Genomic DNA, 17,801 nt, shown 5'->3' on the forward strand with positions numbered 1-17,801 from the left:
CTTCGACCAGATGCACAAGGCCGGCGGCCGCATCGCCTTCGCGCCCGAGGCGTGGGTCGACGAGGTGGTGCCGCGCTCAAGGGCGGCATTCGAATGGCTCGGCCGCCGCCGCTTTCGCGTCGGCCAGACGCATGGCCATCTCCTGGGCAGTAGCGCCAGCGGCATCGGCCTGGTCAAGCAGGTCGGCCTAGCCTCGGCAAAGGCCATCTATTGCTTCGCCTCGGCACTTCCGGTCGTCGTCAGTCCAGTCCGCAGGAACCGCAGCGTGCTGCGCGGCATTATGCATGTCGGTGTCGTCAGCGGCCTCGTCGGCATCCGCGAAATTCGCCTCTATGGCCAGCCGTCGCCACAGGAGGGAGGCAAACGTGCAGCCTGACGTCAGCTCTGTCCCGGATGTTTCCTTCGTTATTGCCGCCTACAACGCCGAGGCGACCCTTGATCGGGCAATTGCCAGCGCCATCGCCCAGAAGGGTGTCAGCGTCGAAATCATCGTCGTCGACGACAAGTCGCGCGATGCGACGCTCGACGTGGCGCGGGCCTACCCCGGGGATATCGTCCGTGTCGTCGCCCTGGCCAACAACCGCGGCCCCGGCGGCGCCAGGAATGCCGGCCTCGACGCCGCCCGAGGCAGATGGATCGCGGTTCTCGATTCCGACGACGCGGTCTTTCCCGGCCGGCTCGCAGCCATGATCGCTCGTGCCGAAAGCGCGGATGCCCAGATCGCCGTCGACAATCTGCAGGTCGTTCGCGAGGACGGCGTCATCGAGGACGCGATGTTCCCGCGGCAATATCTGGAAGGCTTGCGCGAGATTTCGCTGGCCACCTACATCGCCGGCAACGTCGTCTTCGAATCCAAGTTCAACCTCGGCTATCTCAAGCCGATCTTCCAGCGCGAGTTCCTGAACGAAAACCGGCTTCGCTACGACGAAAAGCTGAGGATCGGCGAAGACTACATCCTGTTTGCCGGCGCCTTGGCCAGGGGCGGAAAATGCGTCGTCGAGCCCGATATCGGCTATGCCTATCATATCCGCAGCGGCTCCATCTCGCGCGTGCTCGAGCTTCACCACGTCGAAGCGATGCGCAGGGCGGATGCCGTGTTCGCTCAAACCCATCGGATGGATGAGGCCGCGCAGGCCGCGTTCGCCCGGCGCGGCCGCAGCCTGCGCAAGGCGGCATCGTTTCTGTCACTGGTACAGCACATCAAGGCGCGGTCCCCGCTCAAGGCGATCCGAACAGCGCTCAGCGACCCGGCGGCGGTCAGGCATATGGGCATGCCGATCGCCGTGCGGTTGCGAAGAATGGCGGCACAATTTGCCGTTGGGGCGGGGAGGTGAAGATGCAGGCACATGGAGGGATTTTTCGTGGCCTGTGAATGGATTGAAGTCGATCTCCTCAGAAGGAATTTGCGATGAAGAAAATCAGGAAGGCCGTGATACCGGTGGCGGGGCTTGGAACAAGATTCCTGCGGCGACCAAGTCGATGCCAAAGGAAATGCTTCCCGTGGTCGACAGGCCTGTCGTGCAATATGCGGTGGACGAGGCCTTCGAGGCGGGCATCGAGCACATCGTCTTCGTGACCGGCCGCAACAAGGCGGTGATCGAGGACTATTTCGACCTGCATCCGGAATTGATCGGCACCCTTGAGCAGACCGGCAAGAAGACCCAGTTGGAGGCGCTCGAAAGCATGCTGCCTGTGGCCGGTGCCACCAGCTTCATCCGCCAGCAATCGCCGCAAGGCCTCGGCCATGCCGTCTGGTGCGCGCGCGAGGTTATCGGCAACGAGCCCTTCGCCTTGCTGCTGCCGGACATGGTGTCCTTCGGCGGGCGCGGATGCCTCGCCGAAACCGTCGAGCTTTATGAGCGCACGGGCGGCAACGTGATCGCCGTCGAGCGTTGCGAACCGAGCGAGACCAACAAATACGGCATCGTTGGCCGTGGCGCCGAGATCGGTGGCGGTTTCGAGGTGACGGCCATGGTCGAGAAGCCGGCGCCGGCCAATGCGCCGTCGAATTTCTATATCAATGGCCGCTACATCCTGCAGCCCGAGATTTTCGCGCTTCTGGGCAATCAGCAGCGCGGCGCCGGCAACGAGATTCAATTGACGGACGCCATGGTTCGTCTGTCGAAGGATCAGTCGTTCTTCGCCCAGCCTTTTAAGGGTCGCATGTTCGACTGCGGTTCCAAGGAAGGGTTCATCCAGGCCAACATCGCCTTCGCGCTGGCGCGCGACGACATGAAGGGTCCGGTTTTCGAGATGCTTCAGGAGTTCGTCCGGTCGCATGAACGCCAGGAAGAAGCCGCATAATGCCCATCTTTCGGGAGCATGGTCAGATGGCCGGCGAAGAGGGGCCGGCAGGTTCTCGCCGTCTGGCACGACGCTTGCTTCGCTTCTGGCGATGCTCCCGATCTTCGAGGCGCCTGCAAGCCAAGGCATGATCCCGGAAAGTGGGTCCCGGTTTCCGGAAAAGATCATGTTGAAACAGTGAGATAGAGCCCATTGCGATGGACCGGCTCTAGAATTGGACCGAAGATGAATTATGCCAACTTTCCTCTCGACAAGAGGATGCCATTGCCGAATTCGGACGCAGGAGACGGCGAAGACTTCATCGATATCGAGCGGCTGCTTGGCATGGCCGCACGGCAGGCCAAGGTGGTTGCCGTGTGTGCCGTCATCGGTCTCTTCCTGGGCTTGCTCTATTTGCAGACGACGCCGCCTAAATATCAGTCGGTCGCCAGCGTGCTGATCGATGAGGGCTTGAACAAGATCGTCGACGACATTTCGGCGACGTCGACAACCATGCAGACCGATTCCGCCATCCTGAGCCAGATCGAGATCCTGACCTCGACGCGGCTTGCCGCCGTGGTCGTCGACAAGCTGAAGCTCGACCAGAACGACACGTTCATGAATCCGCCCCAGTCGGCGCTTGCCCAAGGCATAGGCCTCATCCGCGGCCTGATCCAGTATGTCCGACCCAGCTCTTCCATGCCGGGTGGCACTGACTTCAGCAAGCTCGACCCGGCCGCCCGCGATGCACTGATCGCCACGTCGCGCCGCGACTACGCGATCCTCAAGCTGCAGAGCGAGGTGCGGGCAACGCGCATCGGGCGAAGCTACGTCATCGCGCTCGGCTATCAGGCGACGGACCCGGCTTTGGCAAACGCGATCACCAAGGCCTACGCCGATGCGTATCTCGCCGATCAGCTCGACGCCAGCTTCGATGCCACCGAGCGGGCTGCGGTCTGGCTCCAGGGCCGGTTGACGGAGCTGCGCCAGAGCTCGCAGGCAGCTTCGCTTGCGGTTGAGAAATTCAGGGCCGAACACGGGCTGGCCGCCAACAGCGATGGCCAGCTGATGAGCGACAAGCAGCTTTCCGACCTCAACGCCCAGCTTATCGTGGCGCAGGCCGACACCGCGCGCGCCAGCGCCCGCTACCAGCAGTACAAAGCCATTGTCGACAGCGGCTCCGAAAACGCCTTCAAGGATGCCGCCATATCGAGCGACCAGCCGAGCAGCTCGGTCATATCGGCGCTCAAGACCCGCTACCTCACGGTGGCCAAGCGTCTGCAGGACGTCGAGGCGAATTTCGGCCCCGAGCACCCGCAGGCGGTGGCTCTCTCCAAGGAGAAGGCCGACATATCGACGCAGATTTTCGGCGAGCTGAAGCAGCTGACCGAAAGCTATCGCAACGAATATGAGGTGGCGCAGGCACGCGAGACCGCGCTCCGGGCCAACGTCGCGGCCGCACAGGGCAAGAGTTCCGTCGACAACCAGACGCAAGTCAAGCTGCGTGAACTCGATCAGCAGGCGACGGCGCTCACCACGCTCTACCAGACATTCCTCGGCCGCTATGAGGAAGCCGCGCAACAGCAATCCTTCCCTGTCGGCAAGATCCGCATCATCTCCGACGCGTCGATGCCGATGGCGGCCTCAAGCCCGCGCACCATCGTCGTGCTCGGACTTTCGCTGGTGCTTGGCCTGCTGATGGGCGCCGGCTTTGGTGGGCTGAACGAGTTCAACGAACGCTTCTTCAGGACCGGCGAGGACGTGCGCGACCGCGTCAACCTGAAATTCCTCGGCTATCTCCCCACGATCGGCGGCAAGCTCGGCAAGGACGAAAAGCCGGGCGAGACCCAGGTAGACGCCAAGACCACCCAATCGCTGTCGGCGGCCGAAAGGCGGGCGCGCATGCGGGTCAGCATCGATTCTCCAGCCTCGATGTTCTCCGAAACGCTGCGCAGCGCCAAGATCGCCTTCGACGTCGTGATGGAAGGGCAAGGCAGCCGCGTCATCGGCGTCATCTCGGTGCTTCCCGGCGAAGGCAAGTCGACGGTCGCGGCAAATCTCGCCGGCTTGCTCGCCGCCAATGGCTCCAAGACGCTGCTGATCGACGGCGACTTGCGCAATCCCGGCCTCAGCCGGGGCCTTGGCATGGAAACCGAGCAGGGCTTGATGGAAGCGGTGGTCAGTGGCCAGACCTGGCAGTCCGTCGGCAAGATCGACAGGCAGACGAAGCTGGCGATCATCCCGGCGGTGCTGCGCGGTCATTTCTCGCATACCAGCGAACTTCTCTCCTCGGCCGGCATGCGACGCTTCATCGAGAACGCCAAGGAGACGTTCGAATACATCGTCGTCGATCTGCCGCCGCTCGGACCGGTGGTCGACGCCAAGGCCTTCGCGCCGTTGGTCGACGGTTTTGTACTGGTCACCGAGTGGGGGCGCACCCCGCGCGCGATGGTCAGGTCGATGCTGGAATCCGAACCCTATGTCGCCAACAAGATCGTCGGCGCGGTGCTGAACAAGGTCGATTTGAAGAAACTGGCCAAATACGGATCGTTCGGCGGGTCGGAAAAATTCTTTGATAAATATTCGAGCTACTATCTGGAAAAGTCGGAAGTGCGCGGCAAGGCGCCGGTGTGACGTCGACCGTTGCGCGAGTGGACCCTCTCTGAAGTGTATCGATCTTCAGGTCAGCACACCTGAATATCGATGCGCGTCAGGAGAAGATCAGCCTGCCTTGCTTGTCGGCGATCCTGACGGCGGTCAGGCGTCCGCTCTGGAAGGCGGCTGTGTCGATGCCGAGCCGGCGCCCTTCGAGCTTCGGGACGTCCACCGGAGTATGCCCGTGCACCACCCAGCGGTCGAGCAGGTGCGTTGCCTCGAAGAAGTCCGAACGGATGTTGGCCAGGTCGTGGTCGGTTTGCGCCGCAAGGTCGACGCCGGGCCTGATGCCGGCGTGGACGAACACGAACTTCCGCGAACGGACCATGATCGGCAGCCCGCGCAGGAAGCTGACGTGATCGTCTGGAATGATCTCCCTTATGCGTCGGTCGATCTGCGCGCTGCTCCCGTAGAGGCTGGCGAGGCGCGCCGGATCGATGCCATAGGAAAACAGGGTTTGCAGGCCGCCCGTCGCCAGCCAGGGCTCGCGGGACAGATTTCCGTCGAGATAGTTCAGCATCGCCACTTCGTGGTTGCCGGCAAGACAAATGCGCTGAAACCCTTTCGGCGGCGGCGCCAGGAGGTGATCCAGCACCCGCGCCGACTGAAGCCCCCGGTCGATGTAGTCGCCAAGCATGACGATGATCTTGCGGCTCTGGAAGCGCAGCGAATCGAGCAGGATCTTCTGCTCCAGGGCACGGAGTTCCTTGTAGCAGCCATGCACGTCACCGATCGCATAGACGACGGCGTCCTGCATGTCGATATCGAGGCGCGCACGCGCCGCGATGCGGGGTTTTCGCTGGAACAGGTTCACGTGCGGGGCGTCTCGAGGCAAGCTCTCATACGGAAGGCATAAGTGCCTGTTATCATGCCCGAAACGGAGAATTCCGCAATCGTGGAAAATGCAGCCCCGCCGGGTCGGGACCGCAATGCATGTTGCTCAGAAATGAGCTCGGTTTTGGGACAACGATCTGTGGAAACAAAGGCCTGAAGCGGGCCTGAATCGCTCAGGCGCGATATGCTTTAGGTCGGCAGCCGGCCCGGTCTGCCGGATCGTCGTCAGGCTGCCTTGAGCCGATAACGGAAAACGGTGTGGTCGAGCAGCAGCCGGATGCGTGGTTCGGCCTCGATCGCCACCAGCCAGCTTGCCGCGATCATCGTCGCGCCGACGACCGCCATCGAGAACAGATGCGGCAGACCGGCGCGAACCAGGATGCCGAGCAGGGCCGCGCCGACGACATCGTGCAGCAGGTAGAGCGGGTAGGTCATCAGCCCGATCCGGCGCCAGCCGCTCCAGGAGAGGTCGAGCCGCAGCGACCATGCCATCAGCGCGATGCCGATGAGGAAGATGAGGATCGGCGGCGCGAACGGCATATCCCGCCCGACCTTCAGGATATGAACGTCGACCGAACTGGCGATCTGCAGCACACCACCGGCCAGGAACAGGGCGCAGAAGGCAAGTCGGGCGCCTGTCACCGCCTTGATGCGCATCAGCCACAGCATGACGCCGGTGGCGAAGAAAACGCCGTGATGCACCAGCAGCAGGTCGAGTGTGCGTGTTTCGGCAAGATCGGCCCAGCCGAGCGGATAGTAGAGGCACCAGAACAGCGTACTGACCAAGCCGATGGCGACGGCCACAATCTCCATCAGATGGAAGCGGCCAAGGCTGAGTAAGATCCAGACGATAGCATAGAAGGCGATCTCGATGCCGAGCGTCCAATAGACGCTGTCCACCCATGGCGCGTACGGGACGAACAGGCCGGTGCGTAGGAGCCTGATGACGGCATCGGTCGGCCAACTGAGCCCGACAAGCAGCAGCACCACCGCAGTGACCGGCGCACAGATCCACACGGCCGGCGCCAGCCGTTTCACCCTTGCTTCGAAAAACTGCAGGGGTGTCGACCTTTCGGCGCTGAAGGCGATGACGAAACCGCTGATGACGAAGAAGACCTGGACGCCGACCCAGCCGGATTCGACCCAGGCGCCTATTGCCGGCTGCGGGGGAACGCCGCCCGTGGCGCGCGCCGAAACACCGTCCGGATACGCCCACACCCAGAAGCCATAGTGGTAGACCATGACCATGACGGCGGCGAGAAAGCGCAGGATGTCTACGCCACCAAATGTAATCTTCTGCTGAGCCATGCGACCTTTGTCGATGTCCCCCCGCGAACGACTTTAGGGTGCATTGCTGCGTCGCACAATAAAAGTATTGCTTGGCGATCGAAAAGGTCGTCCGCGGCCTACCTTCAGTGGCTCAAAGTCCGATTCCGCGTTCCTTCAAGGCGGCAGTGATCTCGTCGAGAATGACCGGATCGTCGATCGTCGCCGGCATGGTCCATTCTTCCTTGTCGGCGATCTTCTGCATGGTGCCGCGCAGGATCTTGCCCGAACGCGTCTTGGGCAGGCGCTTGATCGTCACCACCGTCTTGAAGGCGGCAACCGGGCCGATGCGTTCGCGCACAAGGCCGACCACTTCATTCTCGATCAGGCCGACGTCACGCGTCACACCCGCATTCAACACCACGAAGCCCAGCGGAACTTGGCCCTTCATGGCGTCGGCAATGCCGATCACCGCGCATTCGGCGACATCGGGATGGGCCGAAAGCACCTCTTCCATGGCGCCGGTCGACAGCCGGTGGCCGGCGACGTTGATGATGTCATCGGTGCGAGCCATGACGTAGAGGTAGCCGTCCTCGTCGACCATGCCGGCATCCGCCGTCTTGTAGAAGCCGGGGAACTCGTCGAGATAGGCTTGGCGGAACCGTTGATCGGCATTCCAAAGCGTCGGCAGGCAGCCGGCCGGCAGCGGCAGTTTGATCACCACATTGCCCAGCGTGCCCCGCTGCACCTCATGGCCAGCATCGTCGAGCACGCGGATGTCGTAGCCGGGCATCGGCACGCCGGGCGAGCCGTATTTCACCGGCAGCAGGCCAAGGCCGGCGGGATTGATCGTCATCGGCGAGCCGGTTTCGGTCTGCCACCAATGGTCGACCACAGGCACATTCAGCTTCTGCTCCGCCCATTTGATGGTTTCCGGGTCGGCGCGCTCGCCGGCAAGAAACAGCGTGCGGAACCTCGAGAGGTCGTATTTAGCAATGAACTCGCCCTTCGGGTCCTGCCCCTTGATGGCGCGGAACGCGGTCGGTGCGGTGAAAAGGGCTACGACACCATGCTCCGCTATCACCCGCCAGTAGGTGCCGGCATCGGGCGTGCCGACAGGCTTGCCTTCGAACAGGATGCTAGTGCAGCCATGCAGCAGCGGTCCGTAGACGATGTAGGAATGGCCGACCACCCAGCCGACATCGGACGCCGCCCAGAACACCTCGCCCGGCTTGACGCCGAACTCGTTTTCCATCGTCCATTTCAGCGCGACCATATGGCCGCCATTGTCGCGCACGATGCCCTTGGGCTGGCCGGTCGTGCCCGATGTGTAGATGATGTAGAGCGGATCGGTGGCCAGCACCGGCACGCAATCGACATTGGCGCCCGCTGCCCGTTCGCGAGCGACGGCATCGGCGTAGTCGATGTCGAAATGCTCCTTCAACTCGCAGCGCAACTGGTCGCGCTGCAGGATCAGGCAGGCGTCCGGCTTGTGGCGGGAAATCTCTATCGCCTTGTCGAGCAACGGCTTGTAGGCGACGACGCGGCCCGGCTCCAGGCCGCAGGATGCCGAAATGATCAGCTTCGGCCTGGCATCGTCGATGCGGGTGGCAAGCTCATGCGAGGCAAAGCCGCCGAAGACCACCGAATGCACGGCGCCGATGCGGGCACAGGCGAGCATGGCGATGGCCGCCTCGGCCACCATCGGCATGTAGATGATGACGCGGTCACCCTTGCGAATACCCCGGTTCTTCAGCACCGAGGTGAGTGCAACCACCTCGCGCTTCAACTCGGCATAGGTGAACTTCCTGATCGTTCCCGTGATCGCGCTGTCATGGATCAGTGCGATCTGGTCGGCGCGCCCGCCGGCGACATGGCGGTCGATGGCGTTGTAGCATGTGTTGCAGGTGGCGCCGGTGAACCAGCGGCCATAGACGCCAGCCGCGGCGTCGAACACCTTGTCCCAAGGCGAATACCAGTCGATGGCGCCGGCTGCGTCCGCCCAGAAGCGTTCCGGGTCGCGTTTCCAGCCTTCATAGACCTCGTGATAGCGTGAAGCCATCCATACCTCCCCAGGAATGATTTTCTTCCCTCCAGATAGCGCGCTCTACCCTTGGCCGCAAATGCACGCCATTGTACGGCCGATATCGACCTGGCGCTTGGGGGCAAGCAGCTATGAAATTGCGATTCGAGATTGGAGTGGGGATGTTTGCTGCTGTGCGGATCATCGGGCGCCTTGCGCTCCCATTGGTCATGGGTGGCGTGCTCGCGATCTCCGCTGGAACCGCTCAGGCTGGCGATGCCGCGGCACGGCACATCATCGGCTTTTCGCCGGATGGCGCTTATTTCGCCTTCGAGCAATATGGAACGCTCGACGCCGGCGCCTCGGACTCTGGCTGGTCGCAGATAGACATCATCGATACCCGCACGGATCAACTCGTTGGCGGTAAGCCGATCCTCGTCGTCGACGAGACGGAGGAGGCGACACTGACGCTGGAGCAGGCGAGGGCGCAGGCCGCCGCTCAGGCGGCGCCCATTCTCGCCCAATATGCCATCACATCCCCAGCCGAGCAGTCGGCTTCCGACAAGTTCACCTTTCCGGGCGAAATGGTTGCCTACAACGACATTTCTCGCCTCGAGCAGGTGTCGCAGAAATGGCTGTCGCCGCTCCATGGCGAAACAGGCATTTCGACCATCCAGCTCGACGAAATCCTGGCGGCCAGCACGAGCGATTGTTCGGCGAGTTTCGATGTGACGCGGCAAGGCGACCAGCTACTTCAAGGGGAAAAGCCACTTCAGGGTGAGAAGGCGGGCAAGGCACTCGGCTTCCGGCTGACGCTGCAAGGCCAGGATGGCAAGCCGTTCAAGATCCTGCACGAGGACAAGACCGTGCCGGGCTCAAGAAACTGCCCGACCTCCTACAGCCTGTCGGAATCCTACGAACTCACCCCGGCCGGCAAGCCGGCGGTGATCGTCGTGCTGGTGCAGCGTTTCAGCCAGGGGTTCGAGGGGCGCGATCGCCGCTTCCTCGCGGTGACCGGGCAGCCACGCTGAGAGGTCACGCCCAGGCGCCGGCAGCCGCTCTGTCTGAAGGTTGTTTCTAGATTGGCAGGGCTACAAGCATGAGGCCAATGCCGCCAGCGATCAAAATGGCTGTGGCCAGCGCTTTTCTGTGACGTTCGAAGCTCGTCGGAGCCCGCTCCCAATTGTAACGCATACGCTATCTCCCCAATACCCGGACAGGTTTTACCTTACTTAGGGGAAGAAATGCAACGTCCGCTGCCGGCAGGCCCACTGCTTGGTCACATTTCATCGATGACTATTTCTGGGACGAATGCGGCCGGGAAGACGCAACCGAGCAGGTTCTAACGCGACTGGCGCGGAGAATCCGTCAGCAAAGCCGTTGGTCCCGTGCACTGGGCTCCCAGATCGGCTGATAGACAGCGCTCCACCTCCGCGCTATCTGATTTCCGGGATGAGCGTGGCTTGGAGGGGCGTGGTGGAAATAGTCTCTGGAACCGTTCTGCGGCTGGCCGAGGATGCCTCGGTGCAGCATGTGGGCGATGGCGCAGTCGTGCTTTTGGCGCGCAGCGGCCAGCTTTACACATGCAACGGCACGACCGAAGCCTTTCTCGGCAAGGTGGACGGCGCGCGCAACCTCGACCAGATCGTCGACCTGCTTTGCGAGGAGTTCGAGGTCGACAAGGGGACGCTCGATCAGGACATGGCGGCACTGGCCGCGGATCTGATGTCTGAAGGTATCCTCGCCGCGCCAGGTGCTTGATGACTGACGGCCCGCTCCTGCGCGCTCTGTTTCGCTGCCATCTCTGGGCAAGCGCGCGGCTGATGCCGGTCTTGGTCATCAACCGGAGCTTCGAGGAGGTGCTCGAATGGGCGCCGCTCGCCTCGTCGACGCCCTATCGCGGTCTGCCGTCCGCCTACATAGTCGCCAGCGTCAACCGCGCCGTCCGCCGTCCCTGGCTGATGCGTGACCGCAGGTGCCTGAGGGAGGGTCTGCTAGGTCATCGTTTCCTGCGCCTGGCCGGCTTCGATCCGGACCTGCGCTTCGGCATCGATCCGCAGTCGATGCAAGCGCAGCGCCTGGCAGCGCATTGCTGGGTCTGCCTCGATGGCAGGCCGGTGGTCAGCGACAAGCTTCCCGGCATGGTCGAAATCTATCGTCATCATGCCGATGCCGTAAAGGCGCGTCCCGCTTGACCAGACCTTCAGCCTGCTATGGCCTCAACGGCCTGATCCTTGGCATATCGGCCGAGCGCCCAGAGCTGTGGCAGGATTTCGACCGGATGCTGGGCAGCCTGCGTATCGCGGAACCCGTCGAGCCGGACTTTCGTCTCGAGATCGCCGAGACAGACACCTTGGACGAGGCACCCAACGGATCCCTCGTCTTCGATGGCGAGGTGCCGGAGGATGGTCCCTGCCGGATGTTCGATGATGGTGGTATCATCCATCTGGTCTTTCCCGGGCGTCAGACCGTTGCCATCAATGGCGTGGCGGGATGGGCCGAACTCCGGATCCGCCCTGGCGCGAAAGCCGCGTGGACACCGGCAATGCTGGTGCTCGACGCCGCGCTCGACGCCGGTGGCCAGCATATGCTGCACACTGCCGGCTTGACGTTGCCGGACAGCGATGCGGTGGTGCTGATCCATGCTCCGAGCGGCACCGGCAAGACCACAACGTCGCTCGCGCTGGCAACTCAGGGCTTTGGCCTCTGCTCCGACGACGCCATGATCGTGAATGCCACTTCGGGCAAGGTCGTAGCCTGGGGTCTGCCGCGCGCCGTCAAGATTCATCGGAAGACCGCGGAGATGATCCCGCAGGTGGCGCCCTGCCTTGGCCAGACCTGGGATCGCAATGGCGAACAGCCCATCTCGCTCGAGCGGCTGGCCGGGATCGTGCGGGTGGAAAACGCGTCCGCCCGGCCGGTGGCGGCCCTTCTGCACCTGGCGCGTTCCGCCGGAAGCCAGAGCCGGCTCGTCGCCATGGCCGGCACTGACGCAATGGTGGCACTGGCGGTGGACAACGTCCGCACCGGTATGACCGGGCTGCTGCCGATGCAGAAACGCCGGCTGGCGACCATCGCCGGGGTGGTCAATGCGGTGCCGAGCTTCCGGTTGGAGGTGGGCGCGCGCCCGGCTGACGCTGCGGCACTGATCAGCGCCGCTCTGACGACGCGGGACTGAATACCCCAGGCAACGTGGGGCCGCTATTCCTTGTTCCCAAGGGCGTGGGGATAGCGTGTTTCGGAGTGCTTCTACTTCGCAGTTTTGCGCAAAACAACGATTTAAGCGCAGCGCGGCCTCGTTATCCTTGCTGCGCGAGGTACGGAAGAGCAAGGGTCCGGGAAAACTCGAATGGCGCTACAAAGGTCAGGTTTGGCAGGGCACACCCGAAGCCGCTCATCTCACGGGCCCGACAGATCCGCCCGCAGTAAGCAACGAGGCAAACATGCGCGCGTAGTTCTCCGCCTGCACGCCCCAATCCCACTCTTGGATCGTCTCGATCATGCGGGCGGCCATCCTCGACCGGAGCGATGGCGTGTCCCGCAACAAGGCTAGCTTGTTCGCAAGCCCCTCCGCAGTTCCATCGAAGAACAGCCCGTTGTCGCCATCCCGAATCAGCTCGGGCATGTTTCCCACACGGGTGGTCACCAAAGGGACACCGCACGCCGCCGCCTCCAAGCAAGGATTGGGAGTGCCTTCGCTGAGGCTGGCGCAGACATAAACGTCGAGATCCCGATAGAAGCCGGGCATCTCGTCATGGCTACGCCAGCGTTGCTCGCGAATCGCCGTCAGTAGGCGCGCGCCCGGCACGGCCGCTACCGCGGGCTCGATGACGTCGTGGAAGCCGCGATGTGCTGGACCATGGTTGCCGAGACTTCCCGCCCATCCGACACGGAGCTCGCCAGAACCGGGTTGCGGCTCTTGTGCGGGACAAAAGAACGTCGTGTCGACTCCATTGGGCGTGTAGTGGACCGGAACACGCAGTAGAGGACCGTATTCGTGCTCGAGCTGCCGATTGTTAACAAAGACAGCGCGCGCCAGCCGGTGCAGGGCGGCGAGCCCGGGCTCGCGGAATTCGCCCTCCAGCTCTCTGTGGCTGCAGATCCCGATGAGCAGCCTGTCAGACCGCCTGGCGAGGGCCGATTCCGGCAGGGGCAGCTTCGAGATCTGGAGCCAATAGAAGATGAGCACGATGTCCGCCGTGTTCACGTCCGACTCAGTCACATCATGTTGAAATCGTTGGACGACCTCGAACCTTCTTTCCAGCGCGCGCCGGAGATTTTGGGTCTTGCGATCAATCGCCCAGCCGGGTCGATCCGCGATCGCCAGGACGCGGGGGAGGTGTACCTCATTCACGAGGCGTACCGCTCAAGCCAGTGCGCCGACCATGGATTGGCCTCGTCCAGATCGTCGTCCGTCGCGCTGGCGCGCACCTGGCTGGCGTCCGGCAGCAGAATATCCTCTGATCGCAAGCGGGGTCGCCATCCGTGCCAGCCACGACCAATGACCTCTTCGCTCAGAAACCGGCGGCCAGCATACTTGCATGCGGCGTGCTCTGCGCTAAGGAACAGATAGTGCTTCATGCGAAAACGCTCGGAGTAAAGCCTCACCGGACCCGCGAACCGTACGAGATGGCCGCCTGACCACGCAATCTCCATGGGGCCGTCCTGTTTCTTGTAGGCACGGACGCAGTGTGGGGAGGTTGGCCGGAACGGGTAGTAGGTGCGCAGCGTGTGTTGATAATCGGGATTGTCGTGATCGGGAGCTTCTCTGGTAGGAATGAACGTAAACTCGGAAGATTCGATCGCATTGAAGCCGAGTGCGTCGGCTGCCGCAATGGCGGAGACCAACGATGAGTACGAAGTCGGCGGAAGGTGGATCTCGTCAGCGTCAACATGCATGAACCAGTCTGCTTCGAGCGACTGAAACAGTTCCTCTTTGCGACGAAGAAGGTGCTCCCAGCAATACCAGCCGTTATGCGGGATGGTTTCGAATCCTATCAATCCGGCTCCGCAGTAGCGTTGGGCAATCTCAAGCGTTCGGTCCGTCGACTGATTGTCGCAGATGTAGACCTGTACGCCTTGACGAAAGAGGTTCTCGAGACATCCGGCGACGAACCGTTCTTCGTTCCGTGTCGTAAGGACCGCGACGACTCGCGGGGAACTCCGATCACGCGCAGCATTCGCAATGTGGGTATTGAGATCGGCCAAATTCCTCAATCCTTCGTTGTGTGCTTCCCGACGCAGGCTAAAGACTCAGAGCGGCCAAGCCAAGAGCGCCATCACTTTCCGACCTGAGGTGATGGCGCGACGCTTTTCCGGGGGAGAACGTCTCACACTTTTCCTGGAATTGCTCTGGCCCTGGCCAGCCGTTGGATCCAGCGGAAGGCGTCGCGGCGTAGGCGCGAACCAAGCTTATCCCTGGAATTGACGCCGAGCAGCGTATTCGTGGTGATCAACCGTCTGGCCAGCCGTATTGAGAGATCGGGCTTGATCTGGCCGGCGAGGTCGAGCGCTCGGCTTTCGTCGAACAACTGGCCGGTCACATCGAGCACGATTGCCAACTCGAGCTCGATGCCGGTGGTACGGGCAGCGTCGAAGAGGCGTGCTTCCGCTTCGGGTGATTGCAGCGCCCGCACGCCTTGCAGCACGTCGACGCAAAGCTGCAGCCGGTGGAATTTGTGGCCGCCGGCGGCGTGCACGATGGCAATCGTCAAAAGGGCCGCCGGCGTGTCTGTCGCGTCGCCGTCGATGGCGCGCAATTCAGGGAAACCCAGCGACAGGCGCCGCCGCATGCCGATGTCATGCACGAGGTCGCCATGCAGTTCGACCAGCAGGCTGGAATTCTCCTTTTCGAGCCATTTGAATTCCTGCAATTCGTAGGATTCGGCCTCGTCGCTGCCAAGCTCGAAGCCGCATGCCGCGATCACCTGGTTTGCCCTGGCCAGATTGGCGGGTTCGACCAAGATGTCGATGTCGGTGAACGGCCTGTCGGCGACGTTGCGGTAGAGCTTGCGCGCGAAGACCGGCCCCTTGACGATCCGCGCCGGAACATTGTCCGCCGCCAGTCCCTTCATGATACGGTCGCCATGATACTTCAACAGCATCGACTGGCCGGTGGCGATCGTCGCTTTTTGGCGCAGGTCCTCCAGTTTGTCTCGCAGCTCCTGATCCGATGGCAGTTGCGCGTCGCCGCTGAGCTTGCGCAGCATGATCGGCAGGACGCCATGGAATTCGGCGTTGTCGAGCAGCGCCATCAGCGTCTTTGCCGGCAAATTATCGACGTCGACAGTCGGCGCCTCCGGATCTGCGCAGCGCAGCAGCAGCTTTTCTTCGGCAGGGGTAAGCGGTGGCAGCATCAACCTGGACAATGTTGCGATTGAAGGGAAAGATGTCGCAGAAAAGCAGGGTGGAAGCCAGCTTTACATGCCCCAGCGCAGCGCTGCTGTGTGCACCGGCGTGTCCCAGAATGCGGTCGTCTCGTCGTCGAGCATGGTCAGCGTGATCGAGCAGCCGGCCATGTCGAGCGAGGTGACGTAGGAGCCTACCAGCGAACGGGTCACCGTCACGCCGTGTTTTTCGAAGATCGCCCGCGTGCTGTTGTACATCAGATAGAGTTCCATCAGCGGCGTGCCGCCGAAGCCGTTGACGAACAGCAGCGCCGGACCCTTCGCCCTATCGCCGAGATCGCCCAGGATCGCGGTGCAAATCTCCTGCGCGATAGCATCGGCGCTTTTCAGCGTGTCGCGCCGGCGGCCGGGCTCGCCATGGATGCCGACGCCGAATTCCATCTCGCCATCGCCGATATCGAAAGTCGGCTTGCCCGCGGCCGGCACGGTGCAACTGGTCAGCGCCACGCCCATCGAGCGGGTGGCCGTGTTGACGCGGTCGCCTAGCGCCTTCAGCGGCGCCAGCGCCAGGCCATGTTCCGCGGCCGCGCCGACGATCTTTTCCACCACCAACGTGCCGGCGACGCCGCGCCGGCCCGTCGTATAGGAAGAATTCTCGACGGCGACATCGTCATTGGTCACGATCTGCAGGATGCCTTCCGACATTTCGGCCGCCATCTCGAAGTTCATGACGTCGCCTTCATAGTTCTTGACGATGAACAGGCAGCCGGCGCCCGTGTCGACGGCTTGCGCCGCCGCCAGCATCTGGTCCGGCGTCGGCGAGGTGAACACCTGGCCGGGGCAGGCGGCGTCGAGCATGCCGTGCCCGACAAAGCCGCCATGCAGCGGCTCGTGGCCGGAGCCTCCGCCGGAGATCAACGCCACCTTGCCCGGCCGCAAGGTCTTGCGGCGGATGAATTTGTGCTCGTCGCCAAGCACCAGGATGTCGGCATGGGCGGCCGCGAAACCGTCGAGGCTCTCGGTCAGCACCGTGTCCACCGAGTTCATGAACTTCTTCACGATCGTCTCCTCCCGAAATAGGCCTTCCAAACAATTCCAGGAAAAATGTGTCGCGGTTTTTTCCGGAATTGCGTAAAACAAAGAGTTCGATCAGCTACCCTTGCCGGTGATGCTGGTGATCTTCTGGATAAAGTCGTTCACCGCTTTGTCGAGTGCGGCGTTCTGCTTGTCGTCGCCGAAATCCGGCACCACAAGCGAGACATGCCGCGTCTTGCGCATGCCTGCCGCGACCGAAATTTTCCCCGGATGCGCCTGATGGTAGGCGGCGAGAAACTGGTCGCGCTCGGCCGGGCTGAAATGGCAGACGGAAAAGATAGCCGGCAAATGTTTGGACGGGATCGGAATTGAATAGGCAGGACTGGAAATCTGTGTGACGAAGCTGCGGTGTTTGCCGAGCGCGTCGGCGAGGCGCTGGCGCATGCCGGATGGGCGCTGGTCGATGACGTGCGACAGGATCGTCTTGTAGGCGCGGATCGCGTCCTCGGAGCCAGGTTCGGGTTTGATGTCGACCATGCCGGCCGCGCCTAGACAGAAACGTCCGCGATGGCCGCCTTGGCCATGGCGAGTTGCGCCGGAGCGACGGAAAGATCGCGCAGGCCGGCCTCGAGCAGTGACGGGATCGAGGCGGGATCGCCGCCTGCATCGCCGCACAGGCTGACCGGGATTCCTTCCCGCTGGCCAAACGCGGTCACGGCAGCGATCAGCCGCAGCACGGCCGGATGACGGACCGAATTGAGATGTGCCACGGCAGCGTTATCGCGGGCAGCCGCCATGACATACTGGGTGAGGTCGTTGGAGCCGATCGAGAAGAAGGCGGCATCAGCAAAGGCTTCCAGCAGGATCGCCACCGACGGCACCTCGACCATGATGCCGAGCGGCGGCATCTTGCTCGCGATGCCGCGCGCGGCAAGTGCGGTCTGCTCCTCGGCGAACATCGCCGCTGCCTGTCGGTATTCCTCCACAATGGCGATCATCGGAAACATCACTTTCAGATTGCCGTGCACCGCGGCGCGCAGCAGTGCCCGGATCTGTACACGAAACACCTCTGGTCTTGCCAGCGACAGCCTGATTCCGCGCAGGCCGAGGAACGGATTGCTCTCCTCGACGGTGAAGCCGGGCACCGGCTTGTCGCCGCCGGCATCGACGGTGCGGATCGTCACCGGTTTTTCACCAGCCCATTCCAGCACCTTGCGATAGGCGCGATACTGTGTCCCCTCGTCCGGCAGCGTCTTGCCGAACAGGAATTCGGTGCGCATCAGCCCGACCCCGTCGCAGGTGGCGATATCGATGCCGTCGACCTCGGACGGGTCGGCGATGTTGACCTGCATCCGCAC

At 62.7% G+C, this 17,801-nt stretch carries 15 protein-coding genes and 2 pseudogenes; 8 read left to right on the plus strand and 9 right to left on the minus strand.

What is annotated here, in order from left to right; all coding sequences use genetic code 11:
* From EN750_RS01635 to EN750_RS01650, 4 genes and pseudogenes are all read left to right on the plus strand, one after another.
* Positions 1 to 376, plus strand: a pseudogene (locus EN750_RS01635) (glycosyltransferase family 2 protein); the annotation flags it as partial.
* A complete protein-coding gene (locus EN750_RS01640) occupies positions 366 to 1,334 on the plus strand; it encodes a glycosyltransferase family 2 protein (protein ID WP_127395425.1) in 969 nt (322 codons plus the stop codon). The pseudogene EN750_RS01635 and the gene EN750_RS01640, both read left to right, overlap by 11 nt.
* Before the next feature lie 74 nt (positions 1,335 to 1,408).
* Positions 1,409 to 2,304 (plus strand): annotated as a pseudogene (locus EN750_RS01645) (UTP--glucose-1-phosphate uridylyltransferase).
* A 225-nt stretch (positions 2,305 to 2,529) separates the two neighbouring features.
* Positions 2,530 to 4,917, plus strand: a complete 2,388-nt coding sequence (locus EN750_RS01650) for a polysaccharide biosynthesis tyrosine autokinase (protein WP_127395427.1) — start codon at positions 2,530 to 2,532, stop codon at positions 4,915 to 4,917.
* A gap of 76 nt (positions 4,918 to 4,993) precedes the next feature.
* Here the strand turns inward: EN750_RS01650 and EN750_RS01655 are convergent, their stop codons facing one another.
* The 3 genes from EN750_RS01655 to EN750_RS01665 all read right to left on the minus strand — a co-directional run bounded on the left by EN750_RS01655 (position 4,994) and on the right by EN750_RS01665 (position 9,100).
* Complete coding sequence (locus EN750_RS01655; RefSeq protein WP_127395428.1) at positions 4,994 to 5,752, minus strand: metallophosphoesterase family protein; 759 nt, start codon at positions 5,750 to 5,752, stop codon at positions 4,994 to 4,996.
* Positions 5,753 to 5,997: 245 nt separating this feature from the next.
* The gene (locus EN750_RS01660; RefSeq protein WP_127395429.1) at positions 5,998 to 7,080 is read right to left on the minus strand and encodes an acyltransferase; all 1,083 of its coding nucleotides are present in this window, start codon (positions 7,078 to 7,080) and stop codon (positions 5,998 to 6,000) included.
* Between the two features lie 112 nt (positions 7,081 to 7,192).
* The gene (locus EN750_RS01665) at positions 7,193 to 9,100 is read right to left on the minus strand and encodes a propionyl-CoA synthetase (RefSeq protein WP_127395430.1); all 1,908 of its coding nucleotides are present in this window, start codon (positions 9,098 to 9,100) and stop codon (positions 7,193 to 7,195) included.
* Between the two features lie 143 nt (positions 9,101 to 9,243).
* On the opposite strand from EN750_RS01665, the gene EN750_RS01670 reads away from it, so the two are divergent.
* The 4 genes from EN750_RS01670 to EN750_RS01685 all read left to right on the plus strand — a co-directional run bounded on the left by EN750_RS01670 (position 9,244) and on the right by EN750_RS01685 (position 12,239).
* Positions 9,244 to 10,092, plus strand: coding sequence for a DUF2259 domain-containing protein (locus EN750_RS01670; protein WP_245482566.1), 849 nt, complete (start codon positions 9,244 to 9,246; stop codon positions 10,090 to 10,092).
* A gap of 442 nt (positions 10,093 to 10,534) precedes the next feature.
* Positions 10,535 to 10,822 carry a PqqD family protein gene (locus EN750_RS01675; RefSeq protein ID WP_189525995.1) on the plus strand — a complete coding sequence of 96 codons (288 nt, stop codon included), beginning with the start codon at positions 10,535 to 10,537 and terminating at the stop codon, positions 10,820 to 10,822.
* Positions 10,822 to 11,256, plus strand: coding sequence for a lasso peptide biosynthesis B2 protein (locus EN750_RS01680; protein WP_127320670.1), 435 nt, complete (start codon positions 10,822 to 10,824; stop codon positions 11,254 to 11,256). The genes EN750_RS01675 and EN750_RS01680 overlap by 1 nt, the downstream gene beginning before the upstream one ends.
* 86 nt (positions 11,257 to 11,342) lie before the next feature.
* The gene (locus EN750_RS01685) at positions 11,343 to 12,239 is read left to right on the plus strand and encodes a serine kinase (RefSeq protein ID WP_245482568.1); all 897 of its coding nucleotides are present in this window, start codon (positions 11,343 to 11,345) and stop codon (positions 12,237 to 12,239) included.
* Positions 12,240 to 12,455: 216 nt separating this feature from the next.
* Here the strand turns inward: EN750_RS01685 and EN750_RS01690 are convergent, their stop codons facing one another.
* From EN750_RS01690 to EN750_RS01715, 6 genes are all read right to left on the minus strand, one after another.
* Positions 12,456 to 13,415 carry a glycosyltransferase family 4 protein gene (locus EN750_RS01690; RefSeq protein WP_127395433.1) on the minus strand — a complete coding sequence of 320 codons (960 nt, stop codon included), beginning with the start codon at positions 13,413 to 13,415 and terminating at the stop codon, positions 12,456 to 12,458.
* A complete protein-coding gene (locus tag EN750_RS01695) occupies positions 13,412 to 14,269 on the minus strand; it encodes a glycosyltransferase family 2 protein (protein WP_236383302.1) in 858 nt (285 codons plus the stop codon). Before EN750_RS01695 ends, EN750_RS01690 begins: the two co-directional genes overlap by 4 nt.
* 122 nt (positions 14,270 to 14,391) lie before the next feature.
* Complete coding sequence (locus tag EN750_RS01700) at positions 14,392 to 15,417, minus strand: nucleotidyltransferase family protein (RefSeq protein WP_127395434.1); 1,026 nt, start codon at positions 15,415 to 15,417, stop codon at positions 14,392 to 14,394.
* Between the two features lie 63 nt (positions 15,418 to 15,480).
* Positions 15,481 to 16,467: a dihydroxyacetone kinase subunit DhaK gene (gene dhaK / locus EN750_RS01705; RefSeq protein WP_127395435.1), complete on the minus strand. Its 987-nt coding sequence runs from the start codon at positions 16,465 to 16,467 to the stop codon at positions 15,481 to 15,483.
* Between the two features lie 90 nt (positions 16,468 to 16,557).
* Positions 16,558 to 16,980, minus strand: a complete 423-nt coding sequence (locus EN750_RS01710) for a hypothetical protein (protein ID WP_127395436.1) — start codon at positions 16,978 to 16,980, stop codon at positions 16,558 to 16,560.
* Between the two features lie 11 nt (positions 16,981 to 16,991).
* On the minus strand, positions 16,992 to 17,801 hold an 810-nt coding region (locus tag EN750_RS01715), incomplete at its 5' end, for a putative PEP-binding protein (RefSeq protein WP_145967357.1).

Origin of the sequence: Mesorhizobium sp. M7A.F.Ca.ET.027.03.2.1 (assembly GCF_003999175.1) — a bacterium.
Classification (GTDB): Bacteria; Pseudomonadota; Alphaproteobacteria; order Rhizobiales; family Rhizobiaceae; genus Mesorhizobium.